1 pseudogene is annotated in these 233 nt (G+C 69.1%); it reads left to right on the top strand.

Annotated elements, in window-relative coordinates:
• Positions 1-233: pseudogene (locus MFF21_RS23850) on the top strand (molybdopterin oxidoreductase family protein); the annotation flags it as partial.

The raw sequence follows: 233 nt of genomic DNA, 5'->3' as shown, positions 1-233 counted from the left end.
CCCCGGCACCCGCATGCTCGACCAGTCGCAGATCGGCCGGGTGCTCACCGGGGACCCGGAAGCACTGCGCCACGGCCCGCCGGTGACCGCGATGCTGATCCAGAACACCAATCCGGTCTCGGTCGCCCCCGAGCAGGAACTGGTGAAGCGGGGATTCGCCCGCGACGACCTGTTCGTCTGCGTCCACGAGCAGTTCATGACCGAGACCGCCCGGATGGCCGATCTCGTCCTGC

This window comes from Methylobacterium organophilum (assembly GCF_022179465.1).
Lineage (GTDB): Bacteria > Pseudomonadota > Alphaproteobacteria > Rhizobiales > Beijerinckiaceae > Methylobacterium > Methylobacterium organophilum.
The sequence above is the reverse complement of the archived record's forward strand: the minus strand, read 5'-3'. Positions and strand labels throughout refer to the sequence as shown.